21 protein-coding genes and 1 pseudogene are annotated in these 20993 nt (G+C 71.6%); 5 read left to right on the plus strand and 17 right to left on the minus strand.

Annotated features, from left to right (window positions below; translation table 11 throughout):
- The first annotated feature begins 595 nt into the window (after positions 1-595).
- Positions 596-2116, plus strand: a complete 1521-nt coding sequence (locus tag ACWCXH_RS02980) for a sensor histidine kinase (protein WP_449799549.1) — start codon at positions 596-598, stop codon at positions 2114-2116.
- Positions 2117-2521: 405 nt separating this feature from the next.
- On the opposite strand, the gene ACWCXH_RS02985 is transcribed toward ACWCXH_RS02980, so the two are convergent.
- Positions 2522-2773 carry a WhiB family transcriptional regulator gene (locus tag ACWCXH_RS02985; protein WP_014138019.1) on the minus strand — a complete coding sequence of 84 codons (252 nt, stop codon included), beginning with the start codon at positions 2771-2773 and terminating at the stop codon, positions 2522-2524.
- Between the two features lie 370 nt (positions 2774-3143).
- Complete coding sequence (locus tag ACWCXH_RS02990; RefSeq protein WP_449799550.1) at positions 3144-4115, minus strand: diacylglycerol/lipid kinase family protein; 972 nt, start codon at positions 4113-4115, stop codon at positions 3144-3146.
- Positions 4116-4165: 50 nt separating this feature from the next.
- Here ACWCXH_RS02990 and ACWCXH_RS02995 point away from each other — a divergent pair, with 50 nt between their 5' ends.
- Positions 4166-4609 carry a hypothetical protein gene (locus tag ACWCXH_RS02995; RefSeq protein WP_449799551.1) on the plus strand — a complete coding sequence of 148 codons (444 nt, stop codon included), beginning with the start codon at positions 4166-4168 and terminating at the stop codon, positions 4607-4609.
- Between the two features lie 49 nt (positions 4610-4658).
- Here ACWCXH_RS02995 and ACWCXH_RS03000 read toward each other — a convergent pair whose 3' ends face one another.
- From ACWCXH_RS03000 to sodN, 6 genes and pseudogenes are all read right to left on the minus strand, one after another.
- Positions 4659-5660 (minus strand): SigB/SigF/SigG family RNA polymerase sigma factor, encoded by a 1002-nt coding sequence (locus tag ACWCXH_RS03000; protein WP_449799552.1) that lies wholly within the window; start codon positions 5658-5660, stop codon positions 4659-4661.
- 172 nt (positions 5661-5832) lie between these two features.
- A complete protein-coding gene (locus ACWCXH_RS03005; RefSeq protein ID WP_270144190.1) occupies positions 5833-6243 on the minus strand; it encodes an ATP-binding protein in 411 nt (136 codons plus the stop codon).
- Between the two features lie 192 nt (positions 6244-6435).
- Positions 6436-6912 (minus strand): N-acetyltransferase family protein, encoded by a 477-nt coding sequence (locus ACWCXH_RS03010; RefSeq protein ID WP_449799553.1) that lies wholly within the window; start codon positions 6910-6912, stop codon positions 6436-6438.
- A gap of 10 nt (positions 6913-6922) precedes the next feature.
- The gene (locus tag ACWCXH_RS03015; protein WP_449799554.1) at positions 6923-7306 is read right to left on the minus strand and encodes a nuclear transport factor 2 family protein; all 384 of its coding nucleotides are present in this window, start codon (positions 7304-7306) and stop codon (positions 6923-6925) included.
- Between the two features lie 93 nt (positions 7307-7399).
- Positions 7400-7609, minus strand: a pseudogene (locus ACWCXH_RS03020) (ABC transporter substrate-binding protein); the annotation flags it as partial.
- A 241-nt stretch (positions 7610-7850) separates the two neighbouring features.
- The gene (gene sodN, locus ACWCXH_RS03025) at positions 7851-8246 is read right to left on the minus strand and encodes a superoxide dismutase, Ni (RefSeq protein WP_449799555.1); all 396 of its coding nucleotides are present in this window, start codon (positions 8244-8246) and stop codon (positions 7851-7853) included.
- A 186-nt stretch (positions 8247-8432) separates the two neighbouring features.
- On the opposite strand from sodN, the gene sodX reads away from it, so the two are divergent.
- Complete coding sequence (gene sodX / locus ACWCXH_RS03030) at positions 8433-8870, plus strand: nickel-type superoxide dismutase maturation protease (RefSeq protein WP_449799556.1); 438 nt, start codon at positions 8433-8435, stop codon at positions 8868-8870.
- A 15-nt stretch (positions 8871-8885) separates the two neighbouring features.
- On the opposite strand, the gene ACWCXH_RS03035 is transcribed toward sodX, so the two are convergent.
- From ACWCXH_RS03035 to ACWCXH_RS03055, 5 genes are all read right to left on the minus strand, one after another.
- Positions 8886-9470 (minus strand): CGNR zinc finger domain-containing protein, encoded by a 585-nt coding sequence (locus ACWCXH_RS03035; RefSeq protein WP_449799557.1) that lies wholly within the window; start codon positions 9468-9470, stop codon positions 8886-8888.
- 124 nt (positions 9471-9594) lie between these two features.
- Entirely contained in the window at positions 9595-10389 is a 795-nt protein-coding gene (locus tag ACWCXH_RS03040) for an amino acid ABC transporter ATP-binding protein (protein ID WP_449799558.1), read from the minus strand.
- On the minus strand, positions 10386-11360 hold the full coding sequence (locus tag ACWCXH_RS03045) for an amino acid ABC transporter permease (RefSeq protein ID WP_449799559.1): 975 nt from the start codon (positions 11358-11360) through the stop codon (positions 10386-10388). Before ACWCXH_RS03045 ends, ACWCXH_RS03040 begins: the two co-directional genes overlap by 4 nt.
- Before the next feature lie 36 nt (positions 11361-11396).
- On the minus strand, positions 11397-12317 hold the full coding sequence (locus tag ACWCXH_RS03050) for a transporter substrate-binding domain-containing protein (RefSeq protein ID WP_449799560.1): 921 nt from the start codon (positions 12315-12317) through the stop codon (positions 11397-11399).
- Between the two features lie 412 nt (positions 12318-12729).
- Complete coding sequence (locus ACWCXH_RS03055) at positions 12730-13656, minus strand: ABC transporter substrate-binding protein (RefSeq protein ID WP_449799561.1); 927 nt, start codon at positions 13654-13656, stop codon at positions 12730-12732.
- Positions 13657-14257: 601 nt separating this feature from the next.
- Here ACWCXH_RS03055 and ACWCXH_RS03060 point away from each other — a divergent pair.
- Both ACWCXH_RS03060 and ACWCXH_RS03065 read left to right on the plus strand, forming a co-directional pair.
- Entirely contained in the window at positions 14258-15439 is a 1182-nt protein-coding gene (locus tag ACWCXH_RS03060) for an NAD(P)-dependent malic enzyme (protein WP_449799663.1), read from the plus strand.
- A gap of 124 nt (positions 15440-15563) precedes the next feature.
- Positions 15564-16526 carry a zinc-binding dehydrogenase gene (locus tag ACWCXH_RS03065; RefSeq protein WP_449799562.1) on the plus strand — a complete coding sequence of 321 codons (963 nt, stop codon included), beginning with the start codon at positions 15564-15566 and terminating at the stop codon, positions 16524-16526.
- Between the two features lie 83 nt (positions 16527-16609).
- Here ACWCXH_RS03065 and ACWCXH_RS03070 read toward each other — a convergent pair whose 3' ends face one another.
- From ACWCXH_RS03070 to ACWCXH_RS03085, 4 genes are all read right to left on the minus strand, one after another.
- On the minus strand, positions 16610-17644 hold the full coding sequence (locus ACWCXH_RS03070) for a helix-turn-helix transcriptional regulator (protein WP_449799563.1): 1035 nt from the start codon (positions 17642-17644) through the stop codon (positions 16610-16612).
- A 1-nt stretch (position 17645) separates the two neighbouring features.
- Complete coding sequence (locus ACWCXH_RS03075) at positions 17646-18569, minus strand: DUF4097 family beta strand repeat-containing protein (protein ID WP_449799564.1); 924 nt, start codon at positions 18567-18569, stop codon at positions 17646-17648.
- Positions 18570-18761: 192 nt separating this feature from the next.
- On the minus strand, positions 18762-18941 hold the full coding sequence (locus tag ACWCXH_RS03080) for a DUF6104 family protein (protein WP_030235677.1): 180 nt from the start codon (positions 18939-18941) through the stop codon (positions 18762-18764).
- Between the two features lie 32 nt (positions 18942-18973).
- Positions 18974-20992, minus strand: a complete 2019-nt coding sequence (locus tag ACWCXH_RS03085) for a protein kinase domain-containing protein (RefSeq protein ID WP_449799565.1) — start codon at positions 20990-20992, stop codon at positions 18974-18976.
- Position 20993 lies beyond the last annotated feature (1 nt).

The raw sequence follows: 20993 nt of genomic DNA on the forward strand, positions 1-20993 counted from the left end.
AGCACTACGGGCCACGGCGCCGACACGGGACCCTCGACCCTCCCTCCTTGCCCGCCGGCGGGCAGGAGGGGCCCATGGCACCGCAGCCCGGAGCTGTCGTCGGGCCGCCTCCGTTTGCAGCGCACCTCGCCGGAGGCGGAAAGCACTACGGGCCACGGCGCCGACACGGGACCCTCGACCCTCCCTCCTTGCCCGCCGGCGGGCAGGAGGGGCCCATGGCACCGCAGCCCGGAGCTGCCGTCGGGCCGCCTCCGTTTGCAGCGCACCTCGCCGGAGGCGGAAAGCACTACGGGCCACGGCGCCGACACGGGACCCTCGACCCGTGCGGCACCGCAGCCCGGAGCTGTCGTCGGGCGCCGGGACCGACCGAGAACTGTGCGGGGTCCTCGCTCGGCGGCGTCCGACCGAGGAGCGGCCGCGCGCGGTCAGGGCGGTTGCGCGGTGGGCCTCTCCTGGGTGCCCTTCCATTGTGGACTAGACCAATCTTGGTTGTCCAGGCTGCTCGGCGAATTGGTCTAAACAACTTCGGGCGGCCGGCCCGTCCGCTCCGCGGTCCGCCGCGCCCCCGCCCGACCGGCGGCGATACCCTCGCCATGTGCCCTCGTTGAACGAACTCGTCCGCCGCCACACCACCCTGACCGGGGCCGACGTGGAATGGCTCCACAACCTGGTCTCGGAGTGGCAGCTGCTGTCCGACCTCTCCTTCGCCGACCTCGTGCTGTGGATCCCCACCTGGGACGGCATCCGGTACGTCTCGGTGGCCCAGATGCGGCCCAACACCGGTCCGACCTCGTACCAGGACGACATGGTCGGCCACCTCGTGCCGCGCGGCCGCCGCCCGCTGCTGGACGCCGCCTTCGACGAGGGCCGGATCGTGCGCGAGGGCGACCCGGAGTGGCGCGAGGAGGTGCCCGTCCGGGTCGAGTCCATCCCGGTGCGGCGCGAGGGCAAGGTCCTCGGCGTGATCGCCCGCAACACCAACCTGCTGACCGTCCGCACCCCCAGCCGGCTGGAGCTCACCTACCTGCAGAGCGCCTCCGACCTGGCCCAGATGATCGCCGCCGGCAGCTTCCCGTACCCGGGCGTCGAGCAGGTCGACATGGACGCCGCCCCCCGCGTCGGCGACGGCCTGATCCGCCTCGACGCGGACGGCATCGTCACCTACGCGAGTCCCAACGCACTCTCCGCCTACCACCGCCTCGGCCTCACCACCGACCTGGTCGGCAGCCACCTCGGCCGTGCCACCGCCGAGCTCGTGCCGCCCTCGCGCGCGGCCGTGCACGAGGCGCTGGTGAAGCTGGCGAGCGGCTGGGCGCCCCGGCAGACCGAGGTCGAGGCGCAGGGGGGAGTGGTGACCCTGCGGGCGATCCCGCTCAAGCCCAAGGGCACGCTGACCGGTTCGCTCGTGCTCTGCCGGGACGTCACCGAACTGCGGCGCCGCGACCGCGAGCTGATGACCAAGGACGCCACCATCCGGGAGATCCACCACCGGGTGAAGAACAACCTGCAGACCGTCGCGGCCCTGCTGCGGCTGCAGTCCCGCCGGATGGAGTCGGAGGCCGGCCGGGCCGCGCTGGACGAGGCGGTGCGCCGGGTCGGCTCGATCGCGATCGTGCACGAGACGCTCTCCCAGGCGCTCGACGAGCAGGTGGCGTTCGACGAGATCGCCGACCGGGTGCTCGCGATGGTGATGGAGCTGTCCCAGGACGGCCGGGTGGAGACCCGCCGCAGCGGCAGCTTCGGCATCCTGTCCGCCGAGGTGGCCACCCCGCTGTCGATGGTGCTGACCGAACTGCTGCAGAACGCGCTGGAGCACGCCTTCGGCCCGACCGCCTCCGGCCACCTGGAGGTCAGCGCGCTGCGCGGACGCGCGCCGGCCACCGGCAAGGGCTGGTCGGACAGCTGGAACGGCGGTGCCCGGCCGGAGGAGTACCTGCTGATCACGGTGCAGGACGACGGCCGCGGCATGCCGGAGGGCTTCGACCCGCAGACGGCCGGCAACCTCGGCCTGCAGATCGTGCGCACCCTGGCCACCGGCGAGCTGGGCGGCACCTTCGACATGGTGGCCGGGCCGAACGGCGGCACCAAGGTGGTCCTGGAGATCCCGGTGCGCTGAGTTCCCGGTGCATTGGGGTGTGCGGCGGGGCGCGCGTCCGGCGAAAGCGCCGGGTGCGCGTCCTGCGCGCCCTCGTCGGCAACCGGGCGCGGAAACAGAAACGAGGCCCTGTCGACCGGGGGGGGTGGGTCGACAGGGCCTCTCAACCCGTTCCGGCCGTCGGGGGGAGTCGGCCGGAACGGGGGCTCTGGATAGTGCGACACCGCGGCGTGCGTTGCACACGGTGAGCGCCTCAGCTCCACAGTATTGCTCTAAGTGAACAGTATCAAGTGGCTGGACGGGCCGGTGTCGCGGAACCTCGCCGGGCAAGGTCCTTTGTGCGGAAGGCTTCACCAGGAACTGCAGGGAAGCCTTTGATCATGTGTTGATCGGTACTGCGGTCACTACTGGTACTACGGCGTGTGATCAGGCGGTGCGGGCGCGGTTGCGGGCGGCACGGCGCTTCATCGCGCGACGCTCGTCCTCGCTCATGCCGCCCCAGACGCCGGCGTCCTGGCCGGTCTCAAGAGCCCACTGCAGGCACTGCTCCATGACCGGACAGCGGCGGCACACGGCCTTGGCTTCCTCGATCTGCAGCAGAGCAGGACCGGTGTTCCCGATCGGGAAGAACAGCTCCGGGTCCTCTTCGCGGCAGACAGCGCGGTGGCGCCAGTCCATGGTCGTCCAACTCCTCCTGCCGACGGGGGTGGCCCTGATCGGCATAATCGATGGCTTGTGAATGTGAACGCTTTCACGAATCCCGCAACAGCAAAAGAGACCAAAGGCCCGCCGGGCCCGGGTGGTCTGTGCTGGGGAGGGATTCGGCGATTCGAGGGACGCCCCGCGGTCGGCCTCCGTCAGGTGCTGAGGTTGCCGTCGCTGCGATGTGTCCCGATCGCCATGTAGAGGTTCGCAAACCTCGGGCTCGGATACAACCCCCTTCGGGGAGGAATTTTTGATTCTTCGGTGTCGCCTAGCTCACAGCCAGTACTTCTATGGAGTGAAGGGGGCTTGTGCGTTCGAGAAGAAGGGTGAACCCCACTTCCGGTCACACAATCACACGCAGTGCCCGCCGTACGCCTGTGAAACTGACGCGACTCCTGTCTCCAAGATGGTCCCCGTCGACCTGGAACGGCACGGGTTCCTGCGAAACCAAGGTGAAGTGCCTGACGTCGTGATAGGAGACGACGTGTTTCCCGGCCGGGCCGGCCGCTGGGGCGCCGCCGCTCGAAGGGGCGTACGACCGCAGGATCTGACGGACCGTTCGAGCGGTGCCGAACGCCGTCATCCGGGTGATGCCGAAGACGTCGAGATCAGTGTCGAAGGAGGCGAGCGGGGAGGGGTACACCGGGCGGTTGCCCAGGAAGGTCCACGGCGAGGTGTTGCTGACTATCGCCAGCACCAGGCCCGGGACGGCCTCGTGGCCCGGCAGGCGAAGGGCCACCGGGCCGGAGCGGCGCTGCTCACGCTGGGTGATGTAGTGCCGGATCGCCTGCCCGACGTAGAGAGCGTGGGTGGACTTGCGCCCGGCGCGGCGCTGCTCCTCGACCCGGCCGACCACGCCGGCGTCGAAGCCGAGGCCGGCGGTGAAGGTGAACCAGCGGTCCGGCAGCCCGTCGGTCATCGCCTTGCCCAGGCCGATCGGCCGCTCGCGCCCGTGTTCCAGCGCGTTCAGCAGCGCCCCGGTGGCCTCCACCGGATCGTTGGGCAGGCCCAGCGCGCGGGCGAACACGTTGGTCGAACCGCCCGGCACCACGGCCAGTCGCGGGACCTTCTCGCCCGGGCCGTGCGACAGCAGCCCGTTCACCACCTCGTTGACGGTGCCGTCGCCGCCCAGTGCCACCACCAGGTCGACCGTGCCGTCCTCCGCGGCCTCGCGGGCCAGGTCGCGCGCGTGGCCGCGGTAGCCGGTCTCGGCCACCTCCAGCTTGAGGTCGCTGCGCAGGGCGTGGATCAGCACGTCCCTGGTGCGGCCACTGGTGGTGGTGGCCTTGTGGTTCACGACCAGGAGAGCGCGCATGGGGAAAGCCTACGGGTCGGTACGGACCGACCGGCGGCTACCCTGCTGGAGTGACCGCAGAATCCTCCGCACCCGTACCCCCGGCGCCCGCGCCCGCGGCCGGCCGCGCCCGCCCGGTCGCCCTGACCGCCGGCGCCGCCATCACCGCCCTGGAGGGCGCCGCACTGGCCGTCGTCGGCGTCTCGGACATGGTGTCCGCGCTGTCCGGCCAGGCCAAGCAGCTCGCCCTGAACGAGTTCGGCGGCGCGGTCATCGTGCTGCTCGGCGTGCTGCCGGTGCTGGCCGCCCGGGCGCTGCTCAAGGGACGCCGCTGGGGTCGCAGCCCGGCGGTGCTGACCAACTCGATCTGCCTGCCGGTCGCCTACTACATGCTGAAGAGCGGCGGTGCGATGATCGGCGTCGGCGCGCTGGTCGGCCTGCTCGGGCTGGTGGGCATCGGTGCCCTGCTGAGCCCGAAGTCGACGGCGGTCCTGTACGCCGAGCACGAGGGCTGAGCGCGCAGGACCGCCGACCGGTGGGCCGCTCACTGAGCGGCCGTCAGTCCTACTCCTCCACCAGGAGCTTCTCCCGCAGCTGGGCCAGCGTCCGGGCCAGCAGCCGGGACACGTGCATCTGCGAGATCCCCACCTCGGCGGCGATCTGCGACTGGGTCATGTTCCGGAAGAACCGCAGCACCAGGATCTTCTGCTCCCGGGGCGGCAGTTGGGCGAGCAGCGGCTTGAGCGACTCGCGGTACTCGACGCCCTCCAGCGCCTCGTCGGTGGCGCCCAGGGTGTCCGCCACGGCCGGCGACTCGTCGTCGCTGTCCGGGACGTCCAGGGACAGCGTGGAGTACGCGTTGGCGGACTCCAGGCCCTCCAGGACGTCCTCCTCCGAGATGCCCAGGTGCTCGGCCAGCTCGTGCACCGTGGGGGAGCGGCCGTGCCGCTGGGAGAGCTCGCTGGTCGCCGTGGTGAGCGACAGCCGCAGCTCCTGGAGCCGCCGCGGCACCCGGACCGCCCAGCCCTTGTCGCGGAAGTGCCGCTTGATCTCGCCGACGATGGTCGGCGTCGCGTAGGTCGAGAACTCGACCCCGCGCTCGTGGTCGAAGCGGTCCACCGACTTGATCAGCCCGATGGTGGCGACCTGGGTCAGGTCGTCCAGCGGCTCGCCGCGGTTGCGGAAGCGCCTGGCCAGGTGCTCGACCAGCGGGATGTGCATGCGCACCAGCTGGTTGCGCAGCTCGACGCGCTCCGAGGAGCCCTCGGGCAGCGCGGCCAGCCGCACGAACAGGGCCCGGGCGGCCTCCCGGTCGGGCGCGCCGGAGCGGTGCGAGCTTTGGGCGGGCACGGCGCCGTGCAGGTCCGCGGCCTCGCCCGACGGGGCCGCCAGTTCCGGCAGGGGCGGGGAGGCGGGCGTCGGCTCAGACGTCGGCTCGGTCGGCTGGCTCATCCGGTGGGCGTCCTTCGGGTGCGCTTCGTCGTTGGCGGCGAGGCCGGGGACGCTCGCCTGATTCGGTACGGCAGGGCCCGCCGTCGCGAGGCCGGTACGGTCCAGATCACTCACGGCCATTCCCCCGTTCCGTTCCGGGAGCACCGGGGCCCTCGGCCCCGGATTCGTCTCTGTGGTCGTACCGCGTGGTGGGCGGTACCGGGCGCCGCCGGGCCGGCCCCGGGTCGGGGTGCCGGCCGGACGGCCCTTTGCGCGGTGCTGCCAGCGGCGCTGCCGGCGGGGCCGGCTAGTGCGCGGCCGATCCACCGCGCTTCTTGTGCAGGCTGATCGAGACGGTGTTGTCCTCACCCACCGAGGAGTCCACCTCTCCGGCCAGGGCGGAGAGCACCGTCCAGGCGAAGGTGTCCCGTTCGGGCGCCTTGCCGTCGGTGGTCGGCGCGGCGACGGTCACCTTCAACGAGTCGCCGACCAGGCGGAACTCGCAGGACAGAACGGAACCGGGCACCGCCTGCTGGAGCAGGATGGCGCAGGCCTCGTCCACCGCGATCCGCAGGTCCTCGATCTCGTCCAGGGTGAAGTCCAGCCGGGCGGCCAGCCCGGCCGTCGCGGTGCGCAACACGGAGAGGTAGGCCCCCGCCGCGGGCAGCCGGACCTCCACGAAGTCCTGAACTCCGAGATCGCTGTCGATCTGGGACACCCTTGCCTCCTGGGTGACGCGCTGTGCTTGCTTGGTACCTCTGGTGGTACCCCTGTACCCCTGTTCGCACCCCGTTTGCACCCCTCAGGGGAGCCTGCCGCGTAGCCGGTGCGGGAGTTACTCATGGTAAGGCATCGCGACGCAGGGTGGCAGGGGTTCGGGGCAGCTGATCAGCGCATTCTCAGCACTTTCTCAGCGGCTTCCGGCGGCCTTGAGGGCGTCGTCGGTGAGCCGGTAGACGGTCCAGCCGGCCATGGGCACGGCGCCGAGCGACTCGTAGAAGTCGATCGACGGCCGGTTCCAGTCGAGCACCGACCACTCCATCCGTGAGTAGCCGCGATCCACCGCGACCCGCGCCAGCTCCAGGAGCAGCGCCTTGCCGTGGCCGCCGCCGCGGGCCTGAGGGCGGACGTACAGGTCCTCCAGGTATATCCCGTGGGTGCCGCGCCAGGTGGAGAAGTTGAGGAACCAGACCGCGAAGCCGACCGGCTCGCCGGTGGTGTCGTCCTCGGCGATCAGGCCGAACAGCGCCGGGTCGGCGCCGAACAGCGCGTCGTGCAGCTGCTCCTCGGTGGCCACCGCCTCGTGCGGGGCCTTCTCGTACTCCGCGAGCTCGCGGATCATGGCGCGGATGACGGGGACGTCGGTGGCGACGGCGGTGCGGATCATGCGGTCGAGCCTACTGGCCGGGCCCGGTGTCGTCCCAGGCCTGGATCGAGGTCTGGTCGACGATCCGCCCGTCCCGCAGGTCGGCCATGGAGGTCATCAGCACCCGCACGCCGTCGGGGTAGCGGCAGGACTCCATGAAGGCGACGTGGTCGCCCTGGACGACCACCTGTTCCAGCTTGTGGGTCATCTCGCGGCCGTAGACGTCGCTCAGCATGGCGCCGATCTCGTCCCGCCCGTGCATCACCAGGGGATGGCTGGGCTGGGTCCGGTGGTCGACGACGCGCAGTTCCGCGTCCTCCGCGTACAGCGCGAGCAGGGTCCCGGCGTCGCTGCGCTCGATGCCCTCGCGCAGCGCGCGGGCGTCGAAGGCGGTCGGCGTCGCCATGGCGGTCATGATGTCGCTCCTCCGGTCGGGTTCCGTCGGTACCTCTGAGCGTACGCCCGGCCGCAGGAGCGCCGTCTTGACCGGTCGACGCTGCTGCGCGCGTCAGCCGCTCTGCCCGCCGCGCAGGTACGCGGCGAGCGCGGTGATCGCGGCCGGGTCGCGCGGGCTCTCCACGAGGTCGGCGCGGTCCAGGACGAGGATCCGGTCGTTCCTGATCGCGCAGACCCCGGCCGGCGGCGGGAAGGACGTCGGGAACGCCCGCTCGGCCTCGGCGCCGGTGTCGCCGTAGTCGTTGATGACGATCACCTCCGGCAGCACCCGGCGGGGCCCGGCGCCGACCGGCACCCGCGCCAGGTGCCGCACCATCAGTCCGACGAAGCCGATCGCCCGTCGGATCCGCACCGGACTTCCCCTCGGACGCCTTCGCGGCACATCAGCTGACAGGCCGTTGCGGTCCTGACGGGCATGTGTGCGGAGATGAACGGGCGTGAACGCGCGGCCGCCCCCGTCCGGCGGTCCGGACGGGGGCGGCCGGCGTGACGGCGCGTCAGGCTCAGGCCTGCTTGGTCTCCCAGAAGATCTTGTCGACCTCGGCGATCAGGTCCAGCAGGGCCTGGCCGGTGGCCGGGTCGGTGGACGCCTTGGCGGCCGAGGCGGCCTTCAGGGTGTCGTTGATCAGCTTGTGCAGCTGCGGGTACTTCTCGAAGTGCGGGGCCTTGAAGTAGTCGCTCCACAGCACCGAGATGTGGTGCTTGACGGTCTCGGCGCGCTGCTCCTTGATGATGATGGCGCGGGCGCGGAAGTGCGGGTCCTCGTTGGCCTGGTACTTCTCCTGGGTGGCCTTGACCGACTCGGCCTCGATCCGGGCCTGCGCCGGGTCGTACACGCCGCACGGCAGGTCGCAGTGGGCGTGAGCGGTGGCACGCGGTGCAAACAGACGAGAGAACATGGGAGTCCTTCCTTAGATCGTCTTCCCGCGCCCGAGACTACCCTTCCGGCCTCCCGGTTTCGCGATCGGGCGGTGGGCCTAGGGCAAAAGGCCGATCCGGAACCGGGGTAATCCGGACATCGGACAGGTGACGCTCTGTACGGCACACTGGGACGCGGAGGGCCGGGAGGAGGAGTCGTGGCGCGGATGACGCAACCGGGGGACGGCACACGGGCGGGCACGGTGCCGTTCGGGCTGATCGACGTGGCGGGGCCGTCGATGGTCCCGACCCTGCGCGAGGGCGACCAACTGCTGGTCCGGTACGGCGCGCGGATCCGCCCGGGTGCGGTGGTGCTCTTCCGGCACCCCTTCCAGCAGGACCTGCTGGTCGTCAAACGGGCCGCCGAGCGCCGGTCGAAGGGCTGGTGGCTGCTCTCGGACAACCGGCCGATCGACAGCGACAGCCGCAGCTACGGCCCCGTCCCGGACGACCTCGTGCTCGGCCGGGTGCTGCTGCGGCTGCGCCCGCGCCCGGCCTGGCTGGCGCCCGGCCGCCGGCTGGAGCGGCTGCTGCTGACCACCCGGCTGGCCCGGGTGCCCGGTCTGGCCCGCCGACTCGGCGTCTGGGTGGACGCCGAGCACTAGCGGGCACCGGGCGTCTCAACCCTGCGCGGCCGCCTCCTGGGCCTCCTGACGCTTGCGGGCCCGGTACGCCGCGACGTTGGCGCGCGTGGCGCAGCGGTCCGAGCAGTAGCGCCGGGAGCGGTTGGTCGAGGTGTCCAGGTAGGCGTTGCGGCAGGGCGCGGCCTGGCAGATGCCGAGCCGGTCGGCGCCGAGCTCGGTGAGGTGGACGGCCAGGCCCATGCACGCGACGGCGCTGAAATGTGCCGTGGCGGTGGGTGAGTTGTCGGCCAGGTGCAGGTGCCAGCGTGGCCGGCCGGCGTCGTCGGGGTAGTCGTGGCCGGAGACCAGCGGGCTGACGGGGTACTCCATGAGCAGGCTGTTCAGCAGGTCGACGCCGCGTACCTCGTCGCCCTCGGCGGCGGCCTCGAAGACCCCGCGCAGCCTGGTCCGCACCGCCCGCAGCCGGGGCAGGTCGGACTCGTCGGCCAGGGCGGCGGCGCGCGAGGACTCGGAGAACAGGGCGCGTAGTGCGTCAACCGAGGTCAGCGTGTCGGTGCCGCGCTCGGGTTCCTCGGTGTTCACCAGCCGAACGGCGAGATCGGCGTAGGAGGCGAGCTCCACGGAGGTCCTTCCAGTGATTCGGTAACGGGCTGACTGCTTCCAGCCTATTACCCGGGAGGGGAAAACGGCGGCGCCCGGCAGGACCGGCCTGCCGGGCGCCAAGGGTTCCGTGCTCAGCGCACGCTCAGAGGACCTTCGAGAGGAAGGACCGGGTGCGCTCGTGCTGCGGGTTGGAGAGGACGTCGCGGGGGTTGCCGGACTCGACGACCACGCCGCCGTCCATGAACACCAGCGCGTCGCCGACCTCGCGGGCGAAGCCCATCTCGTGGGTGACGACGATCATCGTCATCCCCTCCTCGGCGAGGCCGCGCATGACGTCCAGCACCTCGCCGACCAGCTCGGGGTCGAGCGCCGAGGTGGGCTCGTCGAAGAGCATCAGCTTGGGCTTCATGGCCAGCGCGCGGGCGATCGCGACGCGCTGCTGCTGGCCGCCGGAGAGCTGCGACGGGTAGTTCCTCGCCTTGTCGGCGAGGCCGACCCGCTCCAGCAGGGCCATGCCGCGCTCGCGGGCGGAGGCCTTGCTCTCGCCCTTGACCTGGACCGGGGCCTCGATGACGTTCTCGATCGCGGTCATGTGCGGGAACAGGTTGAAGTGCTGGAACACCATGCCGATGTCCCGGCGCTTCTGCGCGACCTCACGGTCCTTCAGCTCGTGGAGCCGGTCGCCCTTCATCCGGTAGCCGACCAGTTCGCCGTCGACCGAGAGGAAGCCGCCGTTGATCTTCTCCAGGTGGTTGATGCACCGCAGGAAGGTCGACTTGCCGGACCCGGAGGGGCCGACCAGGACGAACACCTCGCCCTTCCTGACCTCCAGGTCGATGCCCTTGAGCACCTCCACGAGGCCGTAGGACTTACGCACGCCCTGCGCCTCGACCATCGGCACGGGCCGGGAGTCCGTGGGCTTGGTCAGATCGGTCATACGTGACCGCCTCCCTCGAGGCCCGGGACCACGTCGCTCTTGGCCGACGGAACGGGCTCGCCGGCGAACAGCCGGCGCAGCCTCTGCAGCGGCGTCGGCGGGAGTGTCCGGCTGGCGCCGCGGGCGTAGTAGCGCTCGATGTAGTACTGGCCCACGGTGAGGATCGAGGTCATCAGCAGGTACCAGATGCTGACGACGATCAGCAGCGGAATGGTCTGGAAGGTGCGCGAGTAGATGTTCTGGCCAGCCCGGAGCAGTTCCTCCAGGGAGATCGCCGAGACCAGCGAGGTGGTCTTCAGCATCGAGATGGTCTCGTTGCCGGTCGGCGGGATGATCACGCGCATGGCCTGCGGCAGGATGATCCGCCGCATGGTGTTGAACTGGCTCATGCCGAGCGCGTGCGCGGCCTCGGTCTGGCCGATCGGCACGGACTGGATGCCGCCGCGGACGATCTCGGCCATGTACGCGGCCTCGTTGAGGCCGAGGCCCAGCAGCGCCGCGACGAACAGCGGGATCGCCTGGGTGGTCGGCTCGGACCAGAAGGCCGGGCCGAAGGGGATGCCGATCGAGATGTTGGGCCAGAGCGAGCCCAGGAAGTTCCAGAACAGCAGTTGGACCAGCACCGGGGTGCCGCGGAAGACCCAGATGTAGAACCAGGCCGTGCTGGAGAGCACCGGGTTCGGCGACAGCCGCATGATCGCCAGCGTGATACCGCCGGCGATGCCGATCGCCATCGACAGGAAGGTCAGTTCGAGGGTGACGCCGAGGCCGTGCACGATCGAGGAGTCGAAGAGGTACTTGCCGACGACGTCCCACTGGAACTGGCTGTTGGTGATGAGGGCGTGGATCAGCATCGCCGCGAGGACGGCGACGACGGCTGCTCCCACCCAGCGTCCGGGGTGGCGGACCGGGACGGCCTTGATGCTCTCAGGCCGTCCCGGGTGCACCGACCCCTGGTCGGAAGGGTTCACTGTGTGGCCTCAGGGGTTGTTTTCGCGGGAGCGGGTTCAGCTGGTGGCACCGTTGACGACAGGCTTGTCGATCGCGCCCGCCTGGACGCCCCACTTCTCCAGGATGCTCTTGTACGTGCCGTCGGCCATCAGGGACTGGACGGCGCCCTCGACGGCCTTGGTCAGGTCGGAGCCCTTGGCGAGCACGACGCCGTACGGGGCGGTGTCGGTGACGTCGCCGATCTTCTCCAGCTGCCCGTTGGTCTGCTTGACCGCGTAGTCGACGACCGGCGAGTCGGCCAGCATGACCTGGTCGCGGCCGGAGACCAGCGCCTGGGTGACGTCGGTCTGCAGGTCGAACTTGTCGCCGTCGTTCGGGATGGTCGGCTTGCCGGCCTTGGCGCACGCGGGGTTGATCGTGTCCTTGATCGAGGAGGCCTGGACGGTGCCGGTCTGGACGGCGACCTTCTTGCCGCAGAGGTCCTTGGGGTCGACCTTGTCCGGGTTGCCCTTCTTGACCGCGGTGCCCGTACCGGCGTTGAAGTAGGTGACCATGTCGACGCTGGCCTCGCGCTCCTTCGTGTCGGTGAAGGAGCTCATGCTGAGCGTGTACTTCTTGCTCGTGATGCCCGGGATGATCGAGTCGAACGTGGCGTTCTGGACATCGGCGGTCAGACCCAGCTTCTTGGCGATGGCGTCGGCCAGGTCGACGTCCATGCCGACGATGTCGCCCTTGTCGTCCTTGAACTCGTTTGGCGCGTAGGACGCGTCCGTCGCGACGACGATCTTGCCGGCGGACTTCACGTCGGCCGGCACCAGGGCGGCCAGCGACGGATCGGCGGACACGGCCGGGACCGAGGCGCTCGCGTTGGCGCCGGTCGAGGAGCCGCTGCTGCCGCAGGCGGTCAGACCGAGGGTCAGGGAGGCGGCAACGGCGCCGGCCGCGAGGAGGCGGGTGCGCTGGGTGCGGGCGGTCATGAGGGGATCTCCTCCTGAGGGAGACGTCGGGCGGAGCGCGCCGCGGGAGGCGGCGCACCGGTGCGGCAAGGCCGTACGGCGCTGTACGGGTGCGGGTGGCGCTGTACGTCGTCGTACGGGCAGGGCCGGTGGTGCGCCTGGACCGGGGGTGTCCAGGGTCTTGCGCGGGTACTGCTTCCGCCACCCTCCGCCGAGGTGGACGTTGACCGAACCGCCTCGACCAGTGGCCGGCTCGATCCGAGATGGGGGGAATCCTGCCATCTGATGACGGTCGGGAGGCCCTCATTCAGATCAAAATCGGATAACGAGGGGCCACGTTGTCCGCTATTCGGACGATTCCTTTGCCCCTGTCACCCTGCGTATAAGTATGCAGATCCCGCTGCGCTGCGCCCGGAGGCCCGCCGTCCCCGGTTCAGATGCCGCCGTTGACCACCGCGTTCTGGGCCGCGCCCGCCTGGACGCCCCACTTGGCGAGGATCTTGTCGTAGTCGCCGCTGCGGATGAGCTGGTCGACGGCCTTCGCCACGGTGTCCCGCAGCTCGGTGTCGCTCTTGCGCAGCGCGATCCCGTACGGGTTGGACGTCGACTGCGCGCCCGTCAGCTCGAAGCGGTTGCCGCCGTCGGTGGTCTTCGCCGCGTACGCGGCCACCGGGAAGTCGTTCACGCCGGCCACCGCGGCGCCGGAGGCGACCTCGGCCAGCGCCTTGGTGTCGCTGTCGAACTTGTGCGTCGTCAGGGCTCGGCCGGTACGGGCGCAGACGGCCACCTGGCGGGTGACGATCTGGTCCTGCGTGGTGCCCTGCTGGAGCGCCACCGTCCGGCCGCACAGGTCGTCCAGGGTCTTGATGCCCTTGGGGTTGCCCTTGGGGACGACGATCGAGGTGCCGGCGATGAAGTAGTCCACGAAGTCGACGCCGGGGTCGACCTGCTTGCCGTTGTCGTCCAGGCCGTCGCGGCGCTGGCGGACGTCGCTCAGTGCGGACATCGCGACGTCGAACTGCTTGGCCTGGAGGCCCGGCACCAGCTTGTCGAACGGGGTGTCGACCAGCTCGACCCGCACGTCGAGGATCTTGCCCAGCGCGGTGGCTATCTCCGGGTCCAGGCCGGCCGGCTTGCCGTCGGGGCCGCGGAACTCGACCGGTGCGTAGTTCACGTCCATCCCGATGCGCAGCACCCCCGCGGATCGCTGGGCCTTCGGGAGCTTGGCGCGGATCTCCTGGACCGGGTCCTTCTCGGCGGTCTGCCCGCCGTCGTTGCAGCCGGTCAGCAGCAGGGCTCCGGTGGCGGCCAGGGCGGCGGCGGTGACGGCGGACCGTCGGGAACGGGTTCGGTGGTGCATGAGGGTTGTTGCTCCTGTGGGAGGTACGTGCGGTCGCCACGGGGTCGCGGTGTGTACGACGAATGGCGGCCAAGCGATCCTGCCATCCCGCCCTGCCGGGCCCGTGAGCGGGTGTGTCAGAATTCGGTACCGGGTGACCCCCGAACGCTCGAACCAGACCGCCGAGCCCCGACAGGCTCGGGGTGTTCGGGAACGGAAGTCCTGACGTGGCTCCGTATCCGGAACGCCTGCTCCCCTCCGTGTCTGCGTTCACTCCTGCGGGTGTACGTGCGCCATCGCCGTTGCCGCCGCCGGAGTCCGGCGCTTCCGACGCCGGGCACCATGACGCGACAGCGCGGCGATGAACTGCTCGTGACGAGGACGAAAAGGCACAGGTGCAACGCCTTCGTCCGACCTACGCTCGGCCCGGTAGTACAACGTGGACTTTTACAAGACCCCATAAAACCCTCACCCGAGGGCGCCGCCCGACGCAGCGCCCCGACCCCGCCCCGGGTCCGCTTCGGCGTACCCGGGTTCCGGTTTCCGGACGGGGTCGCTCCGTCCGTCGGCCGCGCGTCCTCGCCAGATCAATGACGAAGAGGTCATCGTGGCAGCGGAGATCATGCACAGCAGCACCCAGGACACCGACGATCCGGTCGACGCCGTTTTCGCGCTCCACCGCGGCGGCAAGATGGAGATCCGCGCGACCGTCCCGGTGCGCGACGCCGACGACCTGTCCCTTGCCTACACCCCCGGTGTCGCACGGGTCTGCACGGCCATCGCCGAGCGGCCGGAGCTGGTGAACGACTACACCTGGAAGTCCAACACGGTCGCCGTCGTCACCGACGGCACCGCGGTGCTCGGCCTCGGCGACATCGGCCCGCAGGCCTCGCTGCCCGTGATGGAGGGCAAGGCCATCCTGTTCAAGCAGTTCGGCGGCGTCGACGCCGTGCCGATCGCGCTCGACTGCACCGGCGTGGACGAGATCGTCGAGACCGTGGTCCGGCTCGCGCCCTCCTTCGGCGGCGTCAACCTGGAGGACATCTCCGCCCCGCGCTGCTTCGAGATCGAGCGCAGGCTCCAGGAGGCCGTGGACATCCCGGTCTTCCACGACGACCAGCACGGCACCGCGATCGTCACCACCGCCGCCCTGTGGAACGCCGCCAAGGTGACCGGCCGTGAGGTCGACTCGCTGCGGGCCGTCATCTCCGGCGCCGGCGCGGCCGGCATCGCCATCGCCAAGATGCTGCTCGCGGCCGGCATCGGCGACGTGGCCGTCTGCGACCGCAAGGGCGTGGTGTACGACGGCCGCGGCGACCTGACGGACGTCAAGGCCGAGATCGCGGCGCTGACGAACCGTTCCGGCCTCAGGGGCTCGCTGGCCGAGGCGCTGTCCGGCGCCGACGTGTTCATCGGCGTCTCCGGCGGCACCGTGCCGGAGGAGGTCGTCGCGACGATGGCCGAGGGCGCGTTCGTCTTCGCGATGGCCAACCCCAACCCGGAGATCCACCCCGAGGTCGCGCACAAGTACGCGGCGGTCGTCGCCACCGGGCGCAGCGACTTCCCGAACCAGATCAACAACGTGCTGGCCTTCCCCGGCATCTTCGCCGGCGCCCTGCAGGTCCGGGCGAGCCGGATCACCGAGGGCATGAAGCTGGCCGCCGCCAAGGCACTGGCGGGTGTCGTCGCCGGCGAACTGACCCCGCAGAAGGTGATCCCCTCGCCGTTCGACGAGCGGGTCGCCCCGGCGGTCTCCAAGGCCGTTGCCGAGGCCGCGCGTGCCGAGGGCGTCGCGCGGATCTGAACCGGACCACGGGTCCTACCACCGGATGAGTCCGACAACCGAACAACCAGACGGCCGGGGCCGGGACACGCGTCACACCCACGTGTGGTTCCCGGCCCCGGCCGTCACGGCTATCGTCCCGACCATGTTTGCTGCCTACGCCGCCCGCATCGACCCCGACGACCCGCTCGCCGGACTGGAGTTGGGCGAACTCCCCGAGCCGCAGGCCCGCCCCGGGTGGAGCGTGGTCACCGTGAAGGCGGCCAGCCTCAACCACCACGACCTCTGGTCGCTGCGCGGGGTCGGCCTGCCCGCCGAGCGGCTGCCGATGATCCTCGGCTGCGACGCGGCCGGCATCGACGAGCACGGCAACGAGGTCGTCCTCCACTCGGTGATCGGCCAGTCCGGCCACGGAGTGGGGCCGGACGAGCCCCGGTCCATCCTCACCGAGCGCTACCAGGGCACCTTCGCGCAGCGGGTGGCCGTCCCGACCTGGAACCTGCTGCCCAAGCCCGCCGAGCTCAGCTTCGAGGAGGCCGCCTGCCTGCCCACGGCCTGGCTGACGGCCTACCGGATGCTGTTCACCAACGCCGGGGTGAAGCCCGGTGGCACCGTCCTGGTGCAGGGCGCGGGCGGCGGCGTGGCGACCGCGCTGATCGTCCTCGGCAAGGCGGCCGGCCTACGGGTCTGGGTCACCGGACGGGACGAGGCCAAGCGCGCGCGAGCCGTCGGGCTCGGCGCCGACGCGGCCTTCGAGAGCGGCGCCCGGCTCCCGGAGCGGGTGGACGCGGTGATGGAGACGGTCGGCGCGGCCACCTGGTCCCACTCGGTGAAGTCGCTGCGCCCGGGCGGCACCATCGTCATCTCCGGCGCCACCTCCGGCCCCAGCCCGAAGGCCGCCGAGCTGAACCGGATCTTCTTCCTGGAGCTCAGGGTGGTCGGCTCGACCATGGGCACCAAGGAGGAGCTGGCCGGGCTGCTCTCGCTCTGCGCGACCGCCGGCGTCCGGCCGGTGATCGACTCGGTGCTGCCGCTGGCCGAGGCCAGGGAAGGCTTCGCCCGGCTCGCCAAGGGCGACGTGTTCGGCAAGATCGTCCTCAACCCCTGAGGCCCTCTTGACGGCCCGCGGGCGCGCGGACGGGCCCGGCGCCCTCCCCCGAGAAGCGCCGGGCCCGCCCGGCCCGCCGGCCGTCAGCCGAGCAGCCGCTTGAGCCGCTCGCCCGCCGCGCCCAGCACCGAGCGCGCCTCGGCGAGCCGCTCGGGCGTCACCCCGCCGTCCCGGGCCGCGTCGCGGACCTGGTCGCGGAAGCGGTCGAGCAGCCGCTCCAGCTCCCGGGCCGGGTCGCCGGCCGGGTCGGTCGCGGCCCACGGCGGCAGGTCGGCCGGGGCGACGGCCGGCTCGTCCTCGTCCAGGTCGATCCTGGTCACCGTCACCTGGTCGGACGGCGCGGACGGCGCGTCCGCCGGGTGCCCCCAGCGGGCCGCGTCCGCCAGCCCGGCCAGACCCCTGGTCAGCTCCGAGAGGCCCTCGGCCAGCCCGGTCGGCCAGTCGCCCTTCGCCGCGTGCTCGCGCACCTGCTGCTCGACCCGGCGCTTGATCCGCAGCGCCTCCTGCTGCGCCGCCGTGCGGGCCGCCTTCGACTGCTCGCGCAGCCGGCGGGCCTCCTCCTCGGCGGCCTTCGCCTTGGCCTTGGCGGCCTTCTCCTGCTCCTTGGCCCGCTTGGCCTGTTCCTTGGCCTGCCGCTTGAACTGGGCGAACTCGTCCTTCGCGCGCTGCCAGGACTCCTTGTCCCCCCACGGCCCGGCCCACGGGTCCTTGTCCTCGGCGCGGTCCGGCCTGGGGGCCGCCTTGGCGGCGTTCCACAGCTCCTCGCGCAGGTCCTTGGCGCTGTCCCGGACGTCCTCGCGGATCGCCCCGGCGAGCTGCGTCACGGAGTCGTGGATCTCCACCTCAAGCTCGTCCAACTCGCCCTGGCGGCTCGCCAGTTCGGCGCGTCCGGCGTCGGTGAGCCGGTACACCTTGCGGCCGCCCTCGGTGCTGTGGGCGACCAGGCCCTCCTGCTCCAGCTTGGCGAGCCGCGGGTAGACCGTCCCGGCGGAGGGCGCGTAGAGGCCCTGGAAGCGCTCCTCCAGGAGGCGGATCACCTCGTAGCCGTGCCGCGGGGACTCGTCCAGCAGCTTCAGCAGGTAGAGCCGCAGCCGGCCGTGGCCGAAGACGGGGCTCATGTCACGCCTCCTTGGTGAGGTCGGGTCCGGCCGGCTTGTCGAGGCTCGGGCCGGCCGGCAGCTCGCGGACCACCACCGGCTCCTCGTCCTCGGCGTCCGGGCGGCGCAGCACCGTGACGGCACCGGAGACGGTGGTCACCGCGAGGCTGCCCTGGCCGTCGCCGAGCTGGCCGGACAGGCGCTTGGCGCCCCAGGTGCCGCCCAGCTTGAGCTGGTCGAAGGTGCTGGAGATGTCGCCGCTGGTGGAGCCGGCGTCGACCCGGGCGTCGGCGAGCGAGGGCAGCCGGACGGCGACCGGGCCGCTGACCGTGGTGACCTTGATGTCGGCCGGGGTGGCCACGTCGAGGTCCAGGGTGACCGCGCCGGTGACCGAGTTGGCCTGGATCCGGTCGGCGGTGCCGGCGACCACGGTGAGCTGGCCGGAGACGGTGTTCACCTTGAGCTGCCCGCCCACCGACTGGGCGTCCACGTCGCCGGAGACGGTGTTGGCGTCGGTGCGGCCCCTGAGGCCGACCAGGGTGGCATCGCCGTTGGCGCTCTGCACGGAGACGTGCCCGGCGAAGCCGGAGACGGTGGCACCGGCCGAGACGGTGCCGACCTTGACCTCGGTGTCGGCCGGGACGGTGACGGTGACCCCGGCGACCCGCTTGTCCTTGAGCGAGCCGAAGAAGCTCTTGATCGAGGCGACCGACTTGAGCGAGTCGCCGATCTCGCCCCAGCTGCTGATGTCCTTGTAGGTGACCGTCAGGACGCCGTCCACCAGCGTCACGTGCAGCGGCTCGCCGCGGAGCTCGGTGACCTCCAGGCGGGCGGGGCCGTCGGCCGCCACCACGTTCACGGTGCCGTCGATGACCCGCACGTTGACCGTGCGCACCGCCTCGTCGATGGTGATGCTGTCGGGCCCGTCGACCGTCCACTGGCTCATCTCTGCCGCCTCCCGTTGCGACTCGCGATGTATCGCGTTCTCTGCTAAAGACGATATATCGCGTGGCGGGAAAAGCAAGCGGTCCGGTCCCTGATCCCGGCCCGGATCCGACCCCGGGACCACCCCTACGGGGGCAAGCGAGAGGCCCGGAGGGCAACAGCCTTCCGGGCCTCTCACTGGCGGTTCACCGCGTCACTCGTCGTCCTCGTCGTCGAGCCGAGCCAGCCAGGTGGCCAGCCGCTCGACCGGGATCTCGAAGTCGGGGTTGAGGTCGACGAACTCGCGCAGGCGCTCGGCCAGCCACTCGAACGTGACCTCCTCGTCGCCGCGCCGGCTCTCCAGCTCCTCGATGCCTCGGTCGGTGAAGTACACGGTTCGCTCCGGTCGGATGGGGGTTGACCTGGTCAGGATAGACCCGGCTGGCCGTTGGCCCGCCAGGTGCTGACGGTCACCTTGGCGGCTCCGGTGCTGGCGTCGGCGACCTCCACGGCCGCGACGGCGATGTTCTGGGTCACCCGGTCGCGGATGCACAGCAGCCGGTCCGCCGGGACGTGGTTGAAGCTCAGGTCGGTGTCCGGGCGGGAGTCGATCGCGCTCGCGCACTGCTCCGGGGTGACGCTGGCCTCGCTGATCACCGCGAAGTCGGAGGCGTCGTCGCCGTAGCCGGAGAAGGCGTCCGCCCGGCCGCCGCAGCACTGCGCCTTGCCGACGCCGAAACCCCACTTCAGGTTGGTCTCCCGCGGCACCACCTTGCCGGCGTTCAGGTCGATCCGGTAGGCGTCGCTGGAGTAGTCGGCGGCGGGGATGGCGAGCGAGACCTTCTGGAGCGCCGGGGTGTAGCCGGCGGGGCGGGCGGGCGCCGAGACGGTGCCGCCGGGCGTGCCGGGCTTGGAGGTCGGGGCCGTCACCGGGGCGTTGCTGGAGGTCGCGGTCGGGGCGGGCCCGGCGCTCTGCGAGGGCACCGGGGCGGCGGTCTGGGTCACCGTGACCTGGGCGGACGGCGTGCTGCTGCTCGACTTGCCGTCGTTCAGCTTCTTCATCAGGAAGACGCCGCCGGCGGTGCCGCCGATCGCCATCACCAGGGCGACCACGAGCAGGGCCTTCCAGGACACCCCGCCCTTCTTCGCCTTGGGCTCGGGCCCGGGCTCCGGGGCGTTGGTGACCACCGGGCCGGGCGGCGGGGTGTCGAAGGACGGCGGCTCGGTGCGCAGCTGCACGGTGGGCGGTGAGGAGGGCACCGGGGCGGTCGGCGACTCGGTGGACGGCTGCGGGGCGCCGTACGCGCCGACCGGCGGCGGCACGAAGCCGGGCGGGGGCCCGGCGGGCGCCTGCGGGCCGGGCGGCTGCGCGGAGGCGGTGACGGCGGTGGCCGGGTGGGTGGGCCCTGCGGGCGATGGGAGGCCGGCCGGCGGCGGGGGAGTGGCCGGGACGGCCGGCATCGGGGTCGGCGGGGTGGCGGGGGCGGCCGGCAGCGGGGTGGGCGGAGTCCTGGGAAGGTCCGAGCGGCGGGTGATCTCGGTGTTGACCTGGCGCGGCAGCCAGTCGTCGCCGAACCGCAGCTGCCCGCCGACCTCCGGGTGGTTGCGGGCGACCTGGATGATCTCGGCGGGCGTCGGCCGGTCCTCCGGGGACTTCGCCAGGCAGCGCAGGATCAGCTCGCGCAGGTCGGCCGGGACGGCGTCCATGTCGGGCTGCTCGTGCACCACCCGGTAGAGCACGGCGGTGTCGGGGCCGTCGCCGAACGGCGCCGAGCCGCCGGCCACGTACGCGGCCAGCGCGCCGAGCGCGAAGACGTCGGTGGCCGGGGTGACCGCGCGGCCCTGGGCCTGCTCGGGGGACATGAAGGCGGGGGAGCCGATCCGGTAGCCGGTGCCGGTCAGCGCGGTGGCGTCGGCGGCCCGGGCGATGCCGAAATCGATCACCCGCGGGCCGTCCCCGGCGACCAGCACGTTGGCGGGCTTGAGGTCGCGGTGTACCACCTCGACGCTGTGGATGGCCTGGAGCGCCTCGGCGATGCCGCCCATCAGCAGCAGGACGGTGCGCACCGGCAGCGCGCCGTTCTCGCGCACGACCTGCTGGAGGGACGGGCCGGGCACGTACGCGGTGACCAGCCAGGGGGCGTCCGAGTCCAGGCCGCCGGAGTCGATCACCTGTGCGGTGTAGAGCCCGTGGATCCGCTGGGCGTTGCTGACCTCCTGGGCGAAGCGGCGGCGGAACTCGCCGTCCTCGGCGAACTCGGGGCGGACCACCTTGAGGGCGACCGGGCGCCCGCCCGGCGTGTACGAGAGGTAGACCCGGCCCATGCCGCCGGCCCCCAGCCGGGCGAAGATCCGGTAGCCGCCGACCTCCCGGGGGTCGTCGGGCTGCAGCGGCTGGAAGACCAGCGGGAGCTTGCTGGCGTCTTTCGGCGTGTCGGCGGTCATG

This window comes from Kitasatospora sp. NPDC001660, from assembly GCF_053596725.1.

Excerpts from the sequence above, each read along its gene's own strand:
- ACWCXH_RS03050 (WP_449799560.1), bottom strand. The coding sequence starts at position 12,317 with ATGACCGCCCGCACCCAGCGCACCCGCCTCCTCGCGGCCGGCGCCGTT.
- sodX (WP_449799556.1), top strand. The coding sequence starts at position 8,433 with ATGACGCAACCGGGGGACGGCACACGGGCGGGCACGGTGCCGTTCGGG.
- ACWCXH_RS03070 (WP_449799563.1), bottom strand. The coding sequence starts at position 17,644 with ATGAGCCCCGTCTTCGGCCACGGCCGGCTGCGGCTCTACCTGCTGAAG.
- ACWCXH_RS02990 (WP_449799550.1), bottom strand. The coding sequence starts at position 4,115 with ATGCGCGCTCTCCTGGTCGTGAACCACAAGGCCACCACCACCAGTGGC.
- ACWCXH_RS03085 (WP_449799565.1), bottom strand. The coding sequence starts at position 20,992 with ATGACCGCCGACACGCCGAAAGACGCCAGCAAGCTCCCGCTGGTCTTC.
- ACWCXH_RS03065 (WP_449799562.1), top strand. The coding sequence starts at position 15,564 with ATGTTTGCTGCCTACGCCGCCCGCATCGACCCCGACGACCCGCTCGCC.
- ACWCXH_RS03060 (WP_449799663.1), top strand. The coding sequence starts at position 14,258 with ATGCACAGCAGCACCCAGGACACCGACGATCCGGTCGACGCCGTTTTC.
- ACWCXH_RS03010 (WP_449799553.1), bottom strand. The coding sequence starts at position 6,912 with ATGATCCGCACCGCCGTCGCCACCGACGTCCCCGTCATCCGCGCCATG.
- ACWCXH_RS02985 (WP_014138019.1), bottom strand. The coding sequence starts at position 2,773 with ATGGACTGGCGCCACCGCGCTGTCTGCCGCGAAGAGGACCCGGAGCTG.
- ACWCXH_RS03015 (WP_449799554.1), bottom strand. The coding sequence starts at position 7,306 with ATGACCGCCATGGCGACGCCGACCGCCTTCGACGCCCGCGCGCTGCGC.
- ACWCXH_RS03055 (WP_449799561.1), bottom strand. The coding sequence starts at position 13,656 with ATGCACCACCGAACCCGTTCCCGACGGTCCGCCGTCACCGCCGCCGCC.
- ACWCXH_RS03075 (WP_449799564.1), bottom strand. The coding sequence starts at position 18,569 with ATGAGCCAGTGGACGGTCGACGGGCCCGACAGCATCACCATCGACGAG.
- ACWCXH_RS03040 (WP_449799558.1), bottom strand. The coding sequence starts at position 10,389 with ATGACCGATCTGACCAAGCCCACGGACTCCCGGCCCGTGCCGATGGTC.
- sodN (WP_449799555.1), bottom strand. The coding sequence starts at position 8,246 with ATGTTCTCTCGTCTGTTTGCACCGCGTGCCACCGCTCACGCCCACTGC.